The sequence below is a fragment of the Stenotrophomonas sp. SY1 genome (assembly GCF_021202945.1).
Lineage (GTDB): Bacteria > Pseudomonadota > Gammaproteobacteria > Xanthomonadales > Xanthomonadaceae > Stenotrophomonas.
Genome location: NZ_JAJOYR010000001.1, coordinates 1311516 through 1328995 on the forward strand (window position 1 = coordinate 1311516; position 17480 = coordinate 1328995).

Sequence of the window (17480 nt, forward strand, 5' to 3'; positions counted from 1 at the left end):
GTACACATCGGGAAGATTTTGAAAAATCTCACTTTTCGGGAAACGGTGTGTGCCGGGAATGTGAGGGCATTGCGCTTGGCCGCCCGGATTTTCTTCAAAAGGCAGCTTTGCCCCCAACCCCGCTCCGTGCCCTGGCGCTTGCGCTGGTGCATGGGCGTTCGGGGGCCTGCGAACCTTTGGTTCGCAAGCAGTCCCTCTCACCCCGCACGTCGGGGGAGGGGAAAGTGCACTGGCAGCTGACGCGATCAGAGCCCCTCTCCCGCACGCGGGAGAGGGGGTGGGGTGAGGGCAGCTCTGGATACCGCAGCCAGAAAAATGCCCCGGTTTCCCGGGGCATCTTCCTTGCACGACGTTGCTGCGGCCTTACCAGGTGTAGCTGATACGTCCGTAGACATAGGCGCCGTTGAAGCCGTACGGCGAGTAGTTGCTGTACGGCAACATGCCCCAGGTGGAGTTCTGCAGGTCCGCGGTGCGGTCCGGGTACTGGTCCAGCAGGTTGTCCGCGCCCAGGGTGAGCTTCCAGTTCTCGCTGGGCTTGAAGCTGGCCGAAGCGTCCAGCACCCAGCTCGCGTCGTAGGTCTGGTCACGCGCGGCGGTGGCCGAGTTGCGCACGGTGAAGCTGCCGTAGCGGGTCGCGGCCAAGCCCAGCTCCCAGCGGTCCGAGCGCCAGGTGCCGCTGACGATTGCTTTGTCGCGCGGATAGCTGTCCTCGATGCGGCCGATCTCGTCGCGGCCGATCAGCGACTGGGTGATGCCCAGTGCCGAGAACGCCGCCGGCGAGCCGTTGACCTGCTTCACCTCGGTCTCGTTGTAGCTGTAAGCGGCGGTCAGTTCCAGGCTGCTGGCACTGAACGGCAGCGTGTAGCTGGACACCACGTCCACGCCGCGGGTGCGGGTATCCAGTGCGTTGGTGAAGTAGGAGAACGCGGTCACCTGCGACAGGCCCAGGCCGGTCAGCAGCGTGGCGGCGGCCGGGGTGGTGGTGATGTTGGAGGACAGCGCGATGCGGTCGTCGATGTCGATCTGGTAGGCATCGACGGTCACGTACAGGCGATCAAGCGGCTGCAGCACTAGGCCGGCGCTGTAGCTGGTGGCGGTCTCTGCCTTCAGCGGTGAGGCACCCAGCGCTTGCGCCGCAGCGCTGGTGGTGGGGAAGGTGCCACGGTCGAAGAACACGCCGTTGATGATCGTGCTGGTCACCGCCTGGTAGCCCTGCTGGGCCAGCGACGGAGCGCGGAAGCCGCTGGAGGCGGTGGCACGCAGCGCGACCTTGTCGGTGAAGGCGTAGCGCGCCGACAGCTTGCCGGAGAACTTGTCGCCGAAGTCCGAGTAGTCCTCGTAGCGGCCGGTCAGGCCGGCGGAGAACTTGTCGGTCAGGTCGGCTTCCAGGCCGGCATAGATGGCGTAGTTGTGGCGGTCGGCATGCACTTCATTGATCGGGGTGAAACCGCCGAAGCCCTGTGCGCCGCTGCCGAAGTACGAGTTCGCCTCGCCCGGGGTCTGCTCCCACTTTTCCTTGCGGTACTCGCCGCCGAAGGACAGCGTGACCGGATAGGCCAGGCCCCAGTCCAGCGCCTTGGTGATGTCGGCGTTGAAGATGTCCTGCTGGTACTTCAGGGTGCCGTCGTAGAAGGAACTGGGGCTGTTGAGGCCCAGGCTGTAGCTGATGCTGTTGCGGGTGTGGAAATCCAGGGTGTTCTCACCGTGGTTGAGGCTCACATCCCAGGTCCAGCCACTCTCGGTGCTGCCCTTGACGCCGGCCACGGCCGAGCGGTCCTTGGAATACTGGTTGATCTGCGGCACGAAGCCGTCCGGATAGACCTGCGCCAGCAGTGCGCCCTGGCCGCTGTGGTTGGGCGAGCGGTAGAACGCGAACGAGGTGATGTCGCGGTTGCTCAGCAGCGCGTTGGCGTAGCCGGTGATGTTGTCGCTGAAGGCAAAGCTCAGGTTGGCCGAGGCCGCGCTGGCATCCACGCGCGGGTCGCCGACGATGAAGGTGGTTTCACCGATGGACGGGAAGTTGCCGGTGTTCGGCGTCGTGCCCCGGTACGGACCGGCGCGGTCGCTTTCGTCCTGCTGGCTGACCTGGCCGGCAAGGTGCAGCTTGCCGCGGCCGTCGGCGAAGCTGACGCCGGTGTCGCCGGAGAGCTGGTACTTGTTGCCATCACCGGCCGAATACTGGCCGTAGTCCACGGCCAGGCTGCCGCCTTCGCCGCTGCCCTTGAGCACGATGTTGATCACGCCGGCGATGGCGTCCGAGCCGTACTGGGCCGAGGCGCCATCACGCAGCACTTCCACGCGCTCGATGGCGGCGATCGGAATGGCGTTGATGTCCACCGCCGCCGAGCCACGGCCGATGCTGCCGTTGACGTTGATCATGGCCGAGGTGTGGCGGCGCTTGCCGTTGACCAGGACCAGCACCTGGTCCGGTGACAGGCCGCGCAGCTGCGCCGGGCGGATGCCGCTGGTGCCGTCGGTCAGGGCCGGGCGCGGGAAGTTCAGCGAGGGCAGGGCGCGCGACAGCGCGGTGGCCAGCTCGGTGGTGCCGGTGGATTGCAGCGCCTCGGGGGTGACGATGTCGATCGGCGACTGCGACTCGGCGACCGTGCGGTCGGCCACGCGGGTGCCGGTGACGATCACCGTGTCCAGGGTCTGTGCGGAGGATTGGGCGAGCGCGGGAACAGCCGGCGAAGCGAGTGCGATGGCAACGGCGACAGCGAGCGTACTGGACTTGCGGTTCATCAGTTTGCAGCTCCGGTAATGAGTGGCGACACCGACGATCGGGGGCCTGCCTCGGGATCGTGTGGGTGCGTCATCACGGATGAATGGAATGTTGGGTTGCCGTCAAACTCGCTCGCGCCAGCTAACCGTTTGCTTTGTCTGACAAATCTGCGCTGGCGGCGAGAGCGGGGCTGGGAGGACGGCGCCGGCCACGCGCTTTGTTGGGGGAGGTTGGGGTGGGGGAGTACGTCAAGTATTCGTTAACGCTAGAATCGCGTCGCAGGAATGTTGCTTACGTGCATATTCCTTTTCGTTATAACGGACCCCCTCATGATTTCCCTTCGTAATTTCGCCCTGCGCCGAGGCGAGCGCCTGCTGTTGTCCAACGTCGATCTCACCCTGCATGCCGGCTATCGCGTTGGCGTGGTGGGCCGCAATGGAGCGGGCAAGTCGAGCCTGTTTGCCGCCGTGCGCGGCGAGCTTGAGGCGGACAAGGGCGATGTATCGTTGCCGGGCAAGATCCGCATCGCCGACGTGGCCCAGGAAACCCCGGCGCTGCCGGACCGCGCCATCGACTACGTGCTCGGTGGCGACGACGTGGTGGCCAAAGTGCTGGCCGAAGAGGCCGCCGCGACCGCGCGCGAGGATTGGGAAGCGGTTGCCGATGCCCATCAGAAGATGGCCGAGCTCAATGCCTATGACGCCGAGGCCCGCGCCGGCAAGCTGCTGCACGGCCTGGGCTTTCCGGCCGAGACCCACGACCGCCCGGTGGCGGCGTTCTCCGGTGGCTGGCGCGCACGCCTGAACCTGGCGCGCGCGCTGATGATGCCCAGCGACCTGCTGCTGCTCGACGAACCCACCAACCACTTGGATCTGGACGCGGTGTATTGGTTGGAACAGTGGCTGCTCAAGTACCCGGGCACCTTGCTGCTGATCTCGCACGACCGCGAGTTCCTGGACAACGTGGCCACCCACACGCTGCACCTGCACGGCGGCAGCGCCAAGCTCTACGTGGGCGGTTACACCGACTTCGAACGTCAGCGTGCCGAACACCTGCGCCAGCAGCAGATCGCGCATGAGAAGGAACAGGCCGAACGCGCCCACCTGCAGAGCTTCATCGACCGCTTCAAGGCGCAGGCCAGCAAGGCCACCCAGGCGCAGAGCCGCATGAAGCGCCTGGCCAAGATGGCCGGCACCGAAGCGGTGCGCGCCGAGCGCGAGTTCCGCATCGAGTTCTCCGAGCCGGCCAAGCTGCCGTTCTCGTTGATCCGCCTCAATCACGTCAACGCCGGTTATGGCGATGATGCGGTGATCCTGAAGGATGTCGGCTTCGGCCTGGAGGCCGGTCAGCGTGTTGGCCTGCTCGGCCCCAACGGCGCAGGTAAGACCACGCTGGTGAAAACCCTGGTGGGCGACCTGCCGCCGCTGTCGGGCGAGCGCAACGCGCACCCGGACATGAAGATCGGCTACTTCGCCCAGCACACGGTTGAATCGCTGCGCGAAGGCGCCACGCCGATGGACCACTTCCGCGATATCGATCCGGACGGCGTGAACCAGAACTTCCGCGACTTCCTCGGCAAGTGGAATTTCCCGGGTGATCGCGCGTTCGAGCCGGTGGATGGTTTCTCCGGTGGCGAGCGTGCGCGTCTGGCGCTGGCCCTGATCGCCTGGCAGCAGCCCAACGTGCTGCTGCTCGACGAACCGACCAACCACCTTGATCTGGAAATGCGCGAAGCACTGGCCGAGGCCTTGGCCGTGTTCGAAGGCGCCATCGTGATGGTCTCGCACGATCGCCATCTGATCGGCCTGGTCTGCGATACGTTCTGGCGTGTGGCCGACGGCGTGGTCGAGCCGTTTGCCGGCGACCTGGACGAATACGCCGCATGGCTGCGCACCCGTGCCAGTGCGCAAGGTGCACGCAACAAGAGTGACCGGGTCGAGAAGGCGGAAGCGCCGGTGCCCGCGCAGGTGGTTGAGCCGGTCAAGCCGGTGTCGACAAAGAAGCCGGTCAATCCGCACAAGCTGGAAGCGGCTGAGAAGAAGGTGGAGCAGTTGGGCGCATCGCTGGCGGACATTGATCGTCAGCTTGCCGATCCGGCCAACTACGCCGACGCGGCGAAGATGAGCAGGCTCGGCGGCGAGCGTGAAGTGCTCGCGCAGCAGCTGGAGCAGGCTGAAGCGACCTGGATGGAATTGCTGGGCGACTGAGCGCCGGCAGGAGCGGCTTCGGCCGCGAAGCCGGCGGTGCTGGATTGCCTGCAGCCGCACAATCAAAGCCAACCCCTCCCCAACCCTCCCCTTGGCTGCGCCAAAGGGAGGGGGCAACAGCGGGCTTGGCGATGTTCTGCCAGATCGCATGACCCGCGCCCTCCCTTTGGCGCAGCCAAGGGGAGGGTTGGGGGAGGGGTAGCTTTTCTGCCCCCTCCCTTTGGCATAGCCAAGGGGAGGGCTGGGGAGGGGTAGCTTCCGCTCCTGTTCCTGTGACCCGCACCGTCCCTGCCGTAAACGCGCCTAGCCGCCTTCCTGCCCCACCAGCCACAGCCGGAACCGCTTCATTGCTTCGCGCTCTTCGCGTGAACGCAACCGCGTCAGCCAATACCGGCCCAGGTTCAAGGTCTGCGCGAACGGTTGCAGCAATCGCCCTTCGGCCAACTCCTGCTCGAACATGCGCAGTGGCAACAGCGCCACACCCGCGCCGGCTGCTGCCGCGCTAGCCAAGGTCAGCGACGAATCAAACATCGGCCCACGTGCTTCCACGCCACTGACGCCCGCCGCCTGCAACCAGCGCGGCCATTCGTCGCTGCGGTAGGAACGCAGCAGCGGAACGTTGCCCAGGTCGCGTGGCGTCCGCAGCTTGCGCGCCAGCGCGGGTGCGCACAGCGGTGCGAACGGTGCATCGACGATGGCGGTGCATTCCTGGCCCTGCCAGTCGCCGTCGCCGAAACGGATGGCGAAATCCAGGCCTTCGCCGGCCAGGTCGATGCGGTTGTTGTGGGTCTGCACGCGCAGTTCGATATCCGGATGCGCTGCCTCGAAGTCGGCCAGCCGTGGCAGCAGCCAGCCGGTGGCGAAGGTGCCGACCACGCCGACCGTCAGCACCTCGCGGAAGCGGCCACCGGTGAACCGGTCCAGCGCGATCGCCACCCGGTCGAACGCCTCGGTCAACACCGGGTACAGCGCGGCGCCTTCGTCGGTGAGCGCCACCCCGCGCGGCAGGCGGTGGAACAGGCTGACCTGCAGGCGGTCTTCCAGCGACCGGATCTGATGGCTCAGCGCCGCCTGGCTCACACACAGTTCCAGGGCCGCGCGGGTGAAGTTCAGGTGCCGGGCGGCGGCCTCGAAGGCACGCAGGGCGTTGAGCGGGAGCTGGGGGCGGATCATGTCGAGCCATTACCGAGAGTGATGGGCAGCGGCATTATTCCGGCATTGCTGCCCCTGTTGTGCACTGAGCTGCAAATAAAACTAATGACTCCTGATGAATTTTCGCGCTGGTGGGCGGCGGCGCTGGTCGCCACCATCGGCGCAACCCAACGCTCCGGAGAGTCCACATGTACGCCCGTCGTCAGTTCCTGAAATTCGGTGGTGCCGCCCTGGCCAGTGCGCTTGCCGTGCCCGCGCTGGCACGGGTGGCCAGCGCCACGACGCTCGCACCGGCCACCGCCGCTGATTTCGCCGCGCTGGAAACCGAAAGCCGCGGCCGCCTGGGCGTGTGCCTGTGGCATCCGGCCAGCGGCGCCCGCTATGGCCATCGCATGGACGAGCGGTTTCCGATGTGCAGCACCTTCAAGTTCCTGCTCTCTGCTGCGGTGCTGCACCATGCCGACCAAGGCAAGTTGTCGCTGGACCAGCGCGTGGCGGTGCGGGCGGGCGACATCATTTCCCACTCGCCGGGCACCGAGCGTCATGTCGGCAAGGACATGACCGTGCGCGATCTGTGCCGCACCACGATGGTTACCAGCGACAACGCCGCTGCCAACCTGCTGTTGCCGCTGGTTGGCGAGCCGGCTGGGCTGACCGCATTCCTGCGCGCGCAGGGTGACCCGGTGACGGTGACCGCCCGCTACGAGCCGGAGGCCAACCGCTTCGCACCGGATGACCCGCGCGATACCACCAGCCCGGCGGCGATGGCCGGCGACCTGCACCGCTTCGTCCTTGGCGACGTCTTGCGCCCGGCATCGCGGCAGCAACTGGCCGATTGGCTGATCGACAATGAAACCGGCGACGCGCGCCTGCGCGCCGGCCTGCCCAGCGGTTGGCGGGTCGGTGACAAGACCGGCAGCAACGGCAAGGACACCACCAACGACATCGCCGTGCTGTGGCCGGCCGGCGGCGGCACGCCGTGGGTGCTGGCCAGCTTCCTGCAGGGTTCTGCACTGGATGACGACGGCCGCAATGGCATCCTCGCGCGGGTGGGGGAGCTTGCCGGAGCCCGACTGCGCTGACAGGCACGCCTGCTCAGGGGCAGGGGCAGGTACGTGGACCTCCGCGTACCTGTTCGCAATCCCAAGGCCCCGATGAGCAAGGAACTGATTTATCTGCTGTTGATCTTCGCGTTGCTGGTCATCCCGCGCGCGTTGCAACGTTTCAGCATCCCCGCACCGCTGACCTGTCTGTTGTTCGGCATCGGTGCCATGTTGTGGCTGGGCGACAGTTCGCATGATCCGGTGGTGAGCCTGTTGGCGACGCTGGGCATCTCCTCGTTGTTCCTGTTCGCCGGCCTTGAGGTGGACCTTGCCAATCTGCGCAAGGGCATGTGGCCGCTGCTGGCGCACCTGGTGATCCGCAGCGCCACGCTGGCCGGCGTGGCCTGGCTGGCCTGGCGTTATGGGCAGCTGCAATGGCAGGCGGCGGCGTTGCTGGCCCTGGCGCTGCTGACGCCTTCAACCGGTTTCATCATGGATTCGCTGTCGCAGCTTGGTCTGGACGAGGCCGAACGGTTCTGGGTGAGCAGCAAGGCCATCGCTGGCGAACTGCTGGCGCTTGCAGCTTTGTTCGTGGTGCTGCAGGCCGGTGATCCGGTGCACCTGACGCTGTCGAGCATGGCGTTGCTGGCGATGATCGTCGGCCTGCCGCTGTTGTTCATCGGCCTGGGCCGCTGGGTGGCGCCGCATGCGCCGGGCTCGGAATTTTCGCTGCTGGTGATGGTCGGCATGCTTGCCGCGTACATCACCTATGCACTGGGCGTGTACTACCTGGTGGGTGCGTTCATCGCTGGTCTGGTGGCGCGCCTGCTGCAGCAGCGCATGCCGTCACTGGCCTCGCACGAGAACCTGCATGCGTTGCGTCTGTTCGCATCGTTCTTCGTGCCGTTCTACTTCTTCAACTCGGGCACCAAGGTGCCCAGTGAGGCGTTGAGCTTCGAAGCACTGGGGCTGGGCTTGGTGATCACGCTGGTGGTGCTGCCGCTGCGTATCGCGGTTATCTGGCTGCAACGGCGGATGCTGTTCGGTGAGAGTTTCCGCTCCAGCCTGCGCGTGGCGCTGGCGTTGTCGCCGACCCTGATCTTCACCCTGGTGCTGGCCGCGATCATGCGCGAGCGCTTCGAAGTGCCGGCAGTGCTGTTCGGTGCGTTGCTGCTGTACGCGGCACTGACCACGTTGCTGCCATCGCTGGTGTTCCGTCGGCCGATGGATGTGGATCCGCTGCGCAGTGACGCCGCTGATACGGCCGAGCAGCCCGTTGATATCGAAAACGTAAGAGATTCCGGTAATGCGACGCACGGCGAAGAACCTGAGACGCAACGGCACTGAATCACGCTGAGACCCGACTATCATCGGCCCCGGAAGCGCGGCACAGCAACGTCGCGCGCAGGGGAAACCGGTGGATCGCGACAGCTGGCAGCAGGTGCGGGAACTATTCGATGCCGTGTGCGAACTGGATTCGTCGCAATGGCGGACCGAGCTGGCGCGCCTGAGCGCCGATCCGGCCGTCATCGCTGAAACCCTGGAGTTGCTGCACGCCCAGACACTGGATCTGGGCAATGCACGTGAGCCGCTGGAGCGCATGCTGGCCGAGCCGATGGGCTCGGAACTTGTCGAAGGCGACAGCGTCGGCCCGTGGCGGTTGTGCGAACAGCTGGCAAGTGGCGGCATGGGCATCGTGTTTCGTGCCGAGCGCGCCGATGGTCTGTACGCACAGGAAGTGGCCATCAAGTTCCTGCGCGGGAAGCCCGGGCCACGCGTGGCCGAACGTCTGGCTGCGGAGCGACGCATCCTGGCCGCCCTGCATCATCCCAACATCGCGCGCCTGTACGACGGTGGCACCACGCCGGCAGGGCATCCGTATCTGGTGATGGAATATGTGCGCGGCGAGCCGTTGGACGTGCATTGCGCGCGGCAGCGGCTGGATCTGCAACAACGCGTGACGCTGTTCCTGAAAATCTGCGGTGCGGTGCAGGCCGCACATGCGCGGCTGGTGCTGCATTGCGACCTCAAGCCGTCCAACATCCTGGTGCGCGCCGACGGCGAGCCGGTGCTGCTGGATTTCGGCGTCTCGCGTTTGCTGGAAGGCGAGGACAAGGCCAACCGCGCGCGCTTCTTCACCCCGGCCTATGCCGCACCGGAGTTGCAGGCCGGGCAGGATGTTGGTGTCACCAGCGATGTGTTCAGTCTGGGCATCGTGCTGGCCGAGCTGCTGGCCGGCAGCGGTGGCAAGCGCCAGGCAGCGGCCGCCGGCCATGCTGCGCAGGCGCCCAGCACGCTGGCCGTTGCCGACTGCACCTGGGCACGCGCGCTGCGTGGTGACCTGGATGCCATCGTCGTGCGCGCCGGTGCCTTGCCGCCGGAACAACGTTATCCGTCGGTGGAGGCCTTGGCCGCCGACATTCGTCGCTGGCGGCAACATCGGCCGGTGCAGGCGCGCAACGGCGGCCGGTTCTATCGCGGCGGCCGTTGGCTGCGCCGCAACTGGAAGGGCTGCGGTGTGCTGCTGGGCGCGCTGTTGCTGGCCGGCGCTTTCGTCTGGCGCCTGGCGCAGGCGCACGCTGCGGCAGAGCGCGAGGCCAAGGTGGCCGAACAGGTCAGCGCGTTCCTGGTGAGCATGTTCGAAGCGGCCGATCCACGACAGAAGGGTGCGCGTGCCGGTGAGGATATTTCCGCGCGCGAAGTGCTGGACCGCGCCGCTGACCGTGTGGACACCGAGCTGGATGCGTCGCCGGAAGTGCGTGCCCGGCTCAAGGGCGTGATCGGTCTGGCCTACCGCAACGCTGGTGATCTGGTGCGCGCGCAGCCGATGATGCTGCAGTCCGCCGAGGCACTGGCCAAGGCCGGTGGCGAGAAGAACCTGGACGAAGCCGCCAAGCAGTTCAATCTGCTGGCCGGCAGCTACGCCAACAACCGCAATGGCATTGAGGGCGCGAAGATGGCGCGGCGCGCGTTGGCGCTGCTGGGCGAACAGCCCGCCGATAGTTTCCGTGTCGCCCAGTCTTACAACTCGCTTGGCCTGTCGATGCTGTCCGAACAGCGTTATGACGAGGCCGAAGCCGCATTCCAGCAGGCGCTGAAACGGCATGAGCTGGCCCGACGCGATCAGTTCATCGGCGTGTCGTTGGACAACCTCGGCATGCTGTACCGGCGCAAGGGTGACCTGGCCGCGTCTGCGGCGGTGTTTGATCGTTCCACGCCGCTGTTCCGGCGCATGTTTGGAGAGATGTCCTATGAGTTCTGGACCAGCAACACCGAACGCGCGCTGCTGCTGCTCGACCGGGGTGATATCGACCAGGCTGTTGCCACATTGCAGGCCAATCTCGCCCGTGCACCGAAGATATTCGGGGAGCACAGCGTGTACTTCATCAGCGAAAACAACCGTCTTGCGTTGGCCTTGATCCGCAAGGGTGACTACGTCCGCGCACGCCCGTACGTGGAAACCGCATTGCGCCTGTCCGCGCAGGTCATGGGCACGGACAGTTACAACTACTCGGCCATGCTGGAAACGGCAGCGTTGCTGGCAGAGGCCAGCGGCGATGCGGCGGTCGCTGAGAGCGCCTATCGGGAGATGCTGATCACCCGCGAACAGGCGATAGGTCGCAACCACCCCGACACCCTCGACGCCACCTTGCAGCTGGGTCTGTTCCTCACTCGGCACGGCAAGGCGGAAGGCGATGCCTTGGTGGAACGCGCTCATGCGCAATGGTTGCCGCGGATTCCCGCTGACAGCGCCAACGGCGTCCGTCTACGGCTGGGTTGGGCCGAGTGGTTGATGGCCAAGGGGCGCCTGCAGGAAACGGCAGCCGCACTCGATGCGCTGCAGGAGGCTGCGCAGAACAGCCCCTATACGGCGCTCGAGCTGCAGGTGCAGCTGGCAGAGTTGACGCAACTCCAGGGCGGTGATGCTGCCAGCGTGCAACGCTGGCAGCGCGTCGTGACGTCCGCAGAAGCGCTCTACGGCAAGGATTCGGTGCTTGTGGAAGGTTGGAGGAAACGCCTGCAGGCAGCCCGGGTGCAGCCGCCTTCGCAGCAGTGATGCAGCGTGTCCTCGACGTAGCCGATGGTCGATGTTGCGCACGATGGGGAGCTCGCGCGGCCGCTGCCATTGCTTCCGCAACGGGTGCCGCAAAGTGGGCGGGCAGGGTGCCGGCGCGCCTGCCAGCTTGCCCACGGGCGGCTCGGCGGGCTAGGGTCGGTGGCATGAACATGAAACCCTTGTCCTCGATGTTGTTGACGCTGGCATTGGCCGGCAGCGTTGTTGGCGGCGCTCATGCCGCTACCGTTTCCGCCGATGCCGCGCCCGCCGACCAGTTCATGGCGGCGCTCGCCGGGCACTGCGGCCAGGCGTTTGCCGGGCGCGTGGTCGCCAATCAGCCCGCTTCCAGCACGCCGGACCCGTTCGAGGGCAAGGAGCTGGTGATGCACGTGCGCGGTTGCGACACACCAACCCGCGAACTGCGCGTGCCCTTCCATGTGGGTCAGGACCACTCACGTACCTGGGTGCTGACCCGTACCGACGATGGCCTGCGTCTGAAACACGATCACCGCCATGAAGATGGCAGCTCCGACGCGGTGACGATGTACGGCGGCGAGACCGCCGACGCCGGCACTGCGGTCCGCCAGGCGTTTCCGGTGGATGCCGAATCGGTGGCCACGTTCCAGCGCGAAGGCCTGTCCGGCTCGGTGCAGAACACCTGGGCGATGGAAATCCTGCCGAAGCAACGCTTCGTCTATGAACTCTCGCGCCCGGACGGCCGTCTGTTCCGCGTCGAGTTCGATCTCACTACGCCAGTTGCGCTGCCGCCAGCGCCGTGGGGCAGCGAGGGGGCGTGAACAGCGACGTGCCGGTAGAGCGGAGCCATGCTCCGCTGCACCGGTCGGCGATGACGCGGCAATGATCTGGACCGGGATGAAGTCCCAGCGCTCTTGTCACGCAGGATTGTTGACGCGGCCGAAGCATCGGATTCGGCATCACGCTGCAGCAGCGTGATGCCGCGAAGCGGGCAATGCATCCGCTGCGCAACACCGGCAACTGCATGAGCCGCTGACGGCGGTTGGTGGCAGCAACCAGACCATTTCGGCTTCGCGACTGATGCCGCTTCTCCAGGCAGATCTCAACCCGCGCAGCAGCCGGGACGTCATCCCGGCGTGCGCGTGCCGATGCAGCTGCCTGCTCCGATCAACGGGTGCCGAAGCGCGCCCGGCAGCCGCCGTTCACCCACAGGCTGTTGCCGTTGTAACCCCAGGTGCGGCCTTCAATGCACTGGGTGTTGGACAACTGCTGGATGACCACCGGCCGGCCCTGGCGGCGATCCCATGCGCACGAACGCATGCGATTGCCGTCGCTGGCGCACTCCACCATGTAGTTCGACCCTGACCCCCAACCACCGCTGTTGCCGCCACCCCAGCCGCCACCACTGCCTCGGCCTTCGGCGAATTCGGCGCGGCAACCACCGCTGACCCAGACCCGGCCATTGCCACTGCCCCAGTTGCGGCCTTCGATGCACTGGGTGTTGGACAGTTGCCGTACCAGCGTTGCACGGCGCCAGCCGGTGTTGCACACGCGTTGGCGGCTGTCGTTGCTCTCGCAGCGGATGGTGCCGAAATTGCCGCCGTTGCCGCCGCCCCAGCCGCCGCCACTGCCGCGACCTTCGGTGAACTCGGCGCGACAACCGCCGCTGACCCAGACACTGCCGTTGCCGCTGCCCCAGTTGCGGCCCTGCACGCATTGCGTATTGGAGAGCTGGCGTACCAGCGTGGCACTGCGCCAGCCGGTGTTGCACACGCGCTGGCGGCTGTCGTTGCTCTCGCAGCGGATCGTGCCGCCGTTGCCGCCCCAGCCACCACCGGAGTTGCCTCCACCCCAGCCGCCTCGGCCTTCGGCAAATTCGGCGCGACAACCGCCGCTGACCCAGACACTGCCGTTGCCGTTGCCCCAGTTGCGACCCTGCACGCATTGGGTCTTGGAGAGCTGGCGTACCAGCGTGGCGCTGCGCCAGCCGGTGTTGCACACACGCTGGCGGTTGTCATTGCTTTCGCAACGGATCGTGCCGCTGCCAAAGCCATCAGTGGATTGGGCGGCGGCCGGGAGGGCGCTCAGGGCCAGCGGCAGGGCCGTCAGCAGGCCAGAAAGCAGGAGTGGAAGATTCATGACGGCGGGCCTGTTCAGTTTCAGGTGCCGAACTATAGGGGCAGGCGCGCTTAAAACGGTGTGACCGCCCCGAAATTTGCCCCAGCCCCCGCTGGGCCGCAAAATACGGGGCTTGATCGGCCTCCGGCCGGTGCCAAGAAAATCTTTCCGGTTCATAGCCGGCATCCCCTGCGGAGTTTTTCCATGCGTACCCATTTCTGCGGCCTGGTCGACGAGACCCTGATCGGCCAAACCGTGACCCTCGCCGGCTGGACCGACGTGGCCCGTAACCAGGGCGGCGTCTGCTTCATCGATCTTCGCGATCACGAGGGCATCGTGCAGGTGACGGTGGAGATCGACAACGCGGAAGTGTTCGCCGTGGCCGCCTCGCTGGGCTACGAGGACGTGCTGCAGGTCGAAGGCGTTGTGCGCGCCCGCCACGCAGTCAACGACAAGATGCGCACCGGCAAGGTGGAGGTGATCGCCACCGCCATCACCATCCTCAACAAGGCCGCGCCGCTGCCGTTCCACGCCCATGAGAACCCGGGCGAGGACACCCGCCTGAAGTACCGCTACCTGGACCTGCGTCGCCCGGAAATGCAGCGCATGCAGCGCACCCGCATCAAGCTGGTGCAGGCGCTGCGCCGCCACCTGGACGCACGCAGCTTCCAGGACATCGAAACCCCGATCCTGACCAAGGCCACCCCGGAAGGTGCGCGCGACTTCCTGGTGCCGGCGCGCATGCATCCGGGCGAGTTCTACGCCCTGCCGCAGAGCCCGCAGCTGTTCAAGCAGATCCTGATGGTGGCCGGCTTCGACCGCTACTACCAGATCGCCCGCTGCTTCCGCGACGAAGCCCTGCGTGCCGACCGCCAGCTGGAATTCACCCAGCTGGACATGGAATTCGCCTTCGTGCGCGAGCGCGACGTGCAGGATTTCGTCGAGGACATGATCCGCTCCGTCTTCAAGGAAGTGGTCGACGTGGAACTGGCCGAGCAGTTCCCGCGCATGACCTGGGCCGAGGCGATGCGTCGCTACGGTTCGGACAAGCCAGACCTGCGCATCGCGCTGGAGCTGGTGGACGTGGCCGAACTGGTCAAGGGCAGCGAGTTCCCGGTGTTCACCGCCGCTGCCAATGACGCCGACGGCCGCGTGGCCGCGCTGCGCATCCCCGGCGGTGCCACGCTCAGCCGCAAGCAGATCGACGAATACGCCGCCCACGCCGCCAAGTACGGCGCCAAGGGCCTGGCTTACATCAAGGTCGCCGACAACGGCGAGATCAGCTCGCCGATCCAGAAATTCTTCGCTGAAGACGCTTTTGCCGCGCTGCTCAAGCACATCGGTGCGGGCAATGGCGACATCGTGTTCTTCGGCGCCGGCGCCTACAACAAGGTGTCCGACTTCATGGGCGCGCTGCGCCTGAAGGCCGGCAAGGACTTCGGCCTGGTCGCCGCCGGTTGGGCACCGCTGTGGGTCACCGACTTCCCGATGTTCGAGTGGGACGAGGAAGAACAGCGCTATGTGGCCCTGCATCACCCCTTCACCGCCCCGGCGGTGGACGACGTGGCCGACCTGCGTGCCAACGCCAAGACCGCCGTATCGCGCGGCTATGACATGGTCCTCAACGGCAACGAGATCGGTGGCGGCTCCATCCGTATCCACCGTCCGGAGATGCAGAGCGCGGTGTTCGAACTGCTCGGCATCGGTGCCGAGGAGGCCCGCGCCAAGTTCGGCTTCCTGCTCGACGCGCTGAACTACGGCGCACCGCCGCACGGCGGCATCGCCTTCGGTATCGACCGTATCGCTGCGCTGATGGCCGGCACCGAATCCATCCGCGATGTGATTCCGTTCCCGAAGACCACCGGTGCGCAGTGCCTGATGACCGACGCACCGTCGCCGATCGCCGATGTGCAGCTGGCTGAAGTGCATATCCAGGTCCGCCCGAAGAGCAAGGAATGAGTGGAGGAGGAGTGAGAAACGAGGGCGGGGCCGCGGCAATGCCGGGGTATGTGTGTCTGCTTGCTCTCACTTCTCACTTCTGATTCCTCGTTTCTGCCGCATGAACATCCGCCGCGCGACCCCCGCTGACGCCGCACTGCTGTGCGAACTGGCCGAACGTACCTTCGTGGAGACGTTCGGTCACCTGTACCCGCCGCAGGACCTGGCCGACTACCTGGCCAGTGCCTATCCGGTGGACTTGCAGCGGCAGCAGTTGGAATCGGGGGAGTACGCGGCGTGGCTGCTGGAAGTGGAAGGGCAGGCGACGGGCTTCGCGTTCGCCGGTCCCTGCGGCTTGCCGCATGCCGACGTGCGGCCCGGTGACGGTGAGTTGAAGCGCCTGTATGTCCTGCGCGATCAGCAGAATGGCGGCCACGGCGGGCAGTTGTTTGCCGCGGCGCTGCAATGGCTGGAGTCGCGTGGCGATGGCGCGCTGTGGATCGGCGTGTGGTCGGAGAACTTCGGTGCCCAGCGTTTCTATGGCCGCCATGGGTTTGAGAAGGTAGGCGCCTATGAATTTCCCGTGGGCAACGTCCGCGACAACGAGTTCATCCTGCGCAGGCCCGCGCCCAGGCGGTAGCGCCAAGCCATGCTTGGCAGGAGTCCGGGCAGTCCGCTTGAGCGGCCGCTGATGTCGGGATTGCGCTGAACCGCATCCCAGTCTGCAGATATCCAATCCATTGGCGCTCGCCACGCCAATCAGCCAGACTGCACCCATGTGGCCATCGCCCCCCTCGCGCCATCCTCCCGTGCTGCTGCTGCACGGCATCTGGAATACCCGCTCCTGGCTGATTCCGCTGGCGTGGCGGCTGCGTACCCAGGGTTTCAAGGTCGAGATATTTGGTTACCCGAGCGTTTCCGGCGGTCCTGGGGTTGCCGTGCCCTTGCTGGTCGAGCGCCTGCGCGGACACGGCCCGGTCAATCTGGTCGGGCACAGCCTTGGTGGGTTGGTGGCGCTGGAAGCGCTGCGCCAGGCACCGGAACTGGAAGTGCCGCGCGTGGTCTGCCTGGGGTCGCCGTTGTGCGGCAGCGGCACTGCACGCACGTTGGCCGAACACGGTTGGTCGGCAGCGCTCGGGCGCAGCAGCGAGCTTCTGCTGCAGGGCCTGCCGGAGTGGCACGGCAATGCGCAGGTCGGGTTGATCGCCGGCTCCGTGGCCCACGGCCTCGGGGCGCTGATGGGGGCTTTGCACGGGGATTCGGACGGCACCGTGGCGCTGGACGAAACCTGCCTGTCCGGGCTGGCCGACCACTGCATCGTGCCGTCCAGCCATAGCGGGCTGGTGCTGTCGCAGGACGCGGCGACATTGACCGCCGCCTTTCTGAAGCTGGGTCGTTTTCCGGCCGAGGCGGTTCGTCGCGGTACGTGACGGGCCTGGACGGGGGATCGGGTAGAATTCGCACCCTGTTCCTGACAGATGCACGGTAAATCCCATGGGTAGAGGCCCCTCCATCGAAAACCGCAAAAACGCGTCTGACGCGAAGCGCGGCAAGATTTTCACCAAGATCATCCGTGAGATCAGCGTTGCTGCTCGCGGCGGTGGAGGCGACCCCAACAACAACCCGCGCCTGCGCGTGGCCATGGACAAGGGCCTGACCGCGAACATGTCCAAGGACGTGATCGAACGGGCCATCAAGAAAGCCACCGGTGAGCTGGAAGGCGTCGAGTACGAAGAGATCCGCTACGAAGGCTACGCACCGGGCGGCGTGGCGGTCATCGTTGACTGCCTCACCGACAACCGCGTGCGTACCGTGGCCGACGTGCGTCATGCCTTCAGCAAGTGCGGCGGCAACATGGGCACCGAAGGCTCGGTGGCCTTCATGTTCAAGCGTCTGGGCGTGCTGACCTACGCACCGGGTGCCGACGAGGAAAAGATCACCGAAGCGGCCATCGAGGCCGGCGCCGACGACATCGTGGTCTACCCGGATGACGGCTCCATCGATGTCATCACCGCGCCGGAATCGTTCCAGTCGGTGAAGGACGCGATGGCAGCGGGCGGGCTGGAGCCCGACCACGCTGAAATCACCTTCCGCGCCGAGAACGACATCGCCGTGGACGCCGACACCGCGCCGCAGGTCAAGAAGCTGCTGGACATGCTCGAGGACCTGGACGACGTGCAGGACGTGTACTCCAACGTGGACCAGGCCAGCCTGGAAGGCTGACCCCGTCCCGGCAGGTGAGACGGCGCACTGCGATGCTGCGCGCC

12 protein-coding genes are annotated in these 17480 nt (G+C 66.2%); 9 read left to right on the top strand and 3 right to left on the bottom strand.

Translation table 11 applies throughout. The annotated features are described in order from the left end of the window. Positions 1-363: 363 nt before the first annotated feature. The gene (locus LR961_RS05320) at positions 364-2742 is read right to left on the bottom strand and encodes a TonB-dependent receptor (protein ID WP_232147382.1); all 2379 of its coding nucleotides are present in this window, start codon (positions 2740-2742) and stop codon (positions 364-366) included. Between the two features lie 309 nt (positions 2743-3051). Here LR961_RS05320 and LR961_RS05325 point away from each other — a divergent pair, with 309 nt between their 5' ends. Next, a complete protein-coding gene (locus tag LR961_RS05325) occupies positions 3052-4929 on the top strand; it encodes an ABC-F family ATP-binding cassette domain-containing protein (RefSeq protein WP_232147383.1) in 1878 nt (625 codons plus the stop codon). 303 nt (positions 4930-5232) lie between these two features. On the opposite strand, the gene LR961_RS05330 is transcribed toward LR961_RS05325, so the two are convergent. After that, the gene (locus LR961_RS05330; RefSeq protein ID WP_232147384.1) at positions 5233-6102 is read right to left on the bottom strand and encodes a LysR family transcriptional regulator; all 870 of its coding nucleotides are present in this window, start codon (positions 6100-6102) and stop codon (positions 5233-5235) included. A gap of 167 nt (positions 6103-6269) precedes the next feature. On the opposite strand from LR961_RS05330, the gene bla reads away from it, so the two are divergent. From bla to LR961_RS05350, 4 genes are all read left to right on the top strand, one after another. Further along, positions 6270-7163 carry a class A beta-lactamase gene (gene bla, locus LR961_RS05335; protein ID WP_232147385.1) on the top strand — a complete coding sequence of 298 codons (894 nt, stop codon included), beginning with the start codon at positions 6270-6272 and terminating at the stop codon, positions 7161-7163. A gap of 72 nt (positions 7164-7235) precedes the next feature. Beyond that, a complete protein-coding gene (locus LR961_RS05340; RefSeq protein ID WP_232147386.1) occupies positions 7236-8471 on the top strand; it encodes a cation:proton antiporter in 1236 nt (411 codons plus the stop codon). Positions 8472-8541: 70 nt separating this feature from the next. Continuing rightward, positions 8542-11181, top strand: coding sequence for a serine/threonine-protein kinase (locus LR961_RS05345; RefSeq protein WP_232147387.1), 2640 nt, complete (start codon positions 8542-8544; stop codon positions 11179-11181). 188 nt (positions 11182-11369) lie between these two features. Next, positions 11370-11978: a hypothetical protein gene (locus tag LR961_RS05350; protein ID WP_232149212.1), complete on the top strand. Its 609-nt coding sequence runs from the start codon at positions 11370-11372 to the stop codon at positions 11976-11978. A gap of 346 nt (positions 11979-12324) precedes the next feature. On the opposite strand, the gene LR961_RS05355 is transcribed toward LR961_RS05350, so the two are convergent. Further along, entirely contained in the window at positions 12325-13296 is a 972-nt protein-coding gene (locus tag LR961_RS05355; protein WP_232147388.1) for a DUF3011 domain-containing protein, read from the bottom strand. A gap of 183 nt (positions 13297-13479) precedes the next feature. On the opposite strand from LR961_RS05355, the gene aspS reads away from it, so the two are divergent. The 4 genes from aspS to LR961_RS05375 all read left to right on the top strand — a co-directional run bounded on the left by aspS (position 13480) and on the right by LR961_RS05375 (position 17436). Next, complete coding sequence (gene aspS, locus LR961_RS05360) at positions 13480-15234, top strand: aspartate--tRNA ligase (RefSeq protein ID WP_232147389.1); 1755 nt, start codon at positions 13480-13482, stop codon at positions 15232-15234. A 100-nt stretch (positions 15235-15334) separates the two neighbouring features. Next, positions 15335-15853 (top strand): GNAT family N-acetyltransferase, encoded by a 519-nt coding sequence (locus LR961_RS05365; RefSeq protein ID WP_232147390.1) that lies wholly within the window; start codon positions 15335-15337, stop codon positions 15851-15853. A 136-nt stretch (positions 15854-15989) separates the two neighbouring features. Next, complete coding sequence (locus tag LR961_RS05370) at positions 15990-16643, top strand: alpha/beta hydrolase (RefSeq protein ID WP_232147391.1); 654 nt, start codon at positions 15990-15992, stop codon at positions 16641-16643. 64 nt (positions 16644-16707) lie between these two features. Beyond that, the gene (locus tag LR961_RS05375) at positions 16708-17436 is read left to right on the top strand and encodes a YebC/PmpR family DNA-binding transcriptional regulator (protein WP_232147392.1); all 729 of its coding nucleotides are present in this window, start codon (positions 16708-16710) and stop codon (positions 17434-17436) included. Positions 17437-17480 lie beyond the last annotated feature (44 nt).

What these genes read in the sequence shown, in the direction of transcription:
- LR961_RS05340 (WP_232147386.1), top strand. Translation starts at nt 7,236, where the DNA reads ATGAGCAAGGAACTGATTTATCTGCTGTTGATCTTCGCGTTGCTGGTC.
- LR961_RS05355 (WP_232147388.1), bottom strand. Translation starts at nt 13,296, where the DNA reads ATGAATCTTCCACTCCTGCTTTCTGGCCTGCTGACGGCCCTGCCGCTG.
- LR961_RS05325 (WP_232147383.1), top strand. Translation starts at nt 3,052, where the DNA reads ATGATTTCCCTTCGTAATTTCGCCCTGCGCCGAGGCGAGCGCCTGCTG.
- LR961_RS05370 (WP_232147391.1), top strand. Translation starts at nt 15,990, where the DNA reads ATGTGGCCATCGCCCCCCTCGCGCCATCCTCCCGTGCTGCTGCTGCAC.
- LR961_RS05365 (WP_232147390.1), top strand. Translation starts at nt 15,335, where the DNA reads ATGAACATCCGCCGCGCGACCCCCGCTGACGCCGCACTGCTGTGCGAA.
- LR961_RS05320 (WP_232147382.1), bottom strand. Translation starts at nt 2,742, where the DNA reads ATGAACCGCAAGTCCAGTACGCTCGCTGTCGCCGTTGCCATCGCACTC.
- LR961_RS05375 (WP_232147392.1), top strand. Translation starts at nt 16,708, where the DNA reads ATGGGTAGAGGCCCCTCCATCGAAAACCGCAAAAACGCGTCTGACGCG.
- bla (WP_232147385.1), top strand. Translation starts at nt 6,270, where the DNA reads ATGTACGCCCGTCGTCAGTTCCTGAAATTCGGTGGTGCCGCCCTGGCC.
- LR961_RS05330 (WP_232147384.1), bottom strand. Translation starts at nt 6,102, where the DNA reads ATGATCCGCCCCCAGCTCCCGCTCAACGCCCTGCGTGCCTTCGAGGCC.
- aspS (WP_232147389.1), top strand. Translation starts at nt 13,480, where the DNA reads ATGCGTACCCATTTCTGCGGCCTGGTCGACGAGACCCTGATCGGCCAA.
- LR961_RS05350 (WP_232149212.1), top strand. Translation starts at nt 11,370, where the DNA reads ATGTTGTTGACGCTGGCATTGGCCGGCAGCGTTGTTGGCGGCGCTCAT.